1 protein-coding gene is annotated in these 206 nt (G+C 74.8%); it reads right to left on the bottom strand.

Annotated features, from left to right (window positions below; translation table 11 throughout):
- Nucleotides 1-206: EAL domain-containing protein (locus G3I65_RS04220; protein WP_160694917.1), on the bottom strand; the 206-nt coding region annotated here is incomplete at both ends.

Consider the following 206-nt stretch of genomic DNA (forward strand, 5'->3'; position numbering starts at 1 on the left):
AACCGGTCGGGGCCGAGCACCCCGTGCTGCGGATGGCACCAGCGTACGAGCGCCTCCGCGCCGTGCACCGTGCCGTCGTCCAGGTGCACGAGCGGCTGGTACTCGATGAAGAACTCGCCCCGGTCCAGGGCGGCCGGGAGCGCGGTGGTCAGCCCGTGCCGGGTGATGGCGCGCGCGTCGGCCTCGGCGTCGGCGAGCTGGTAGCG

The organism is Amycolatopsis sp. SID8362, from assembly GCF_010550475.1.
In the GTDB taxonomy this organism is placed as follows: Bacteria; Actinomycetota; Actinomycetes; order Mycobacteriales; family Pseudonocardiaceae; genus Amycolatopsis; species Amycolatopsis eburnea.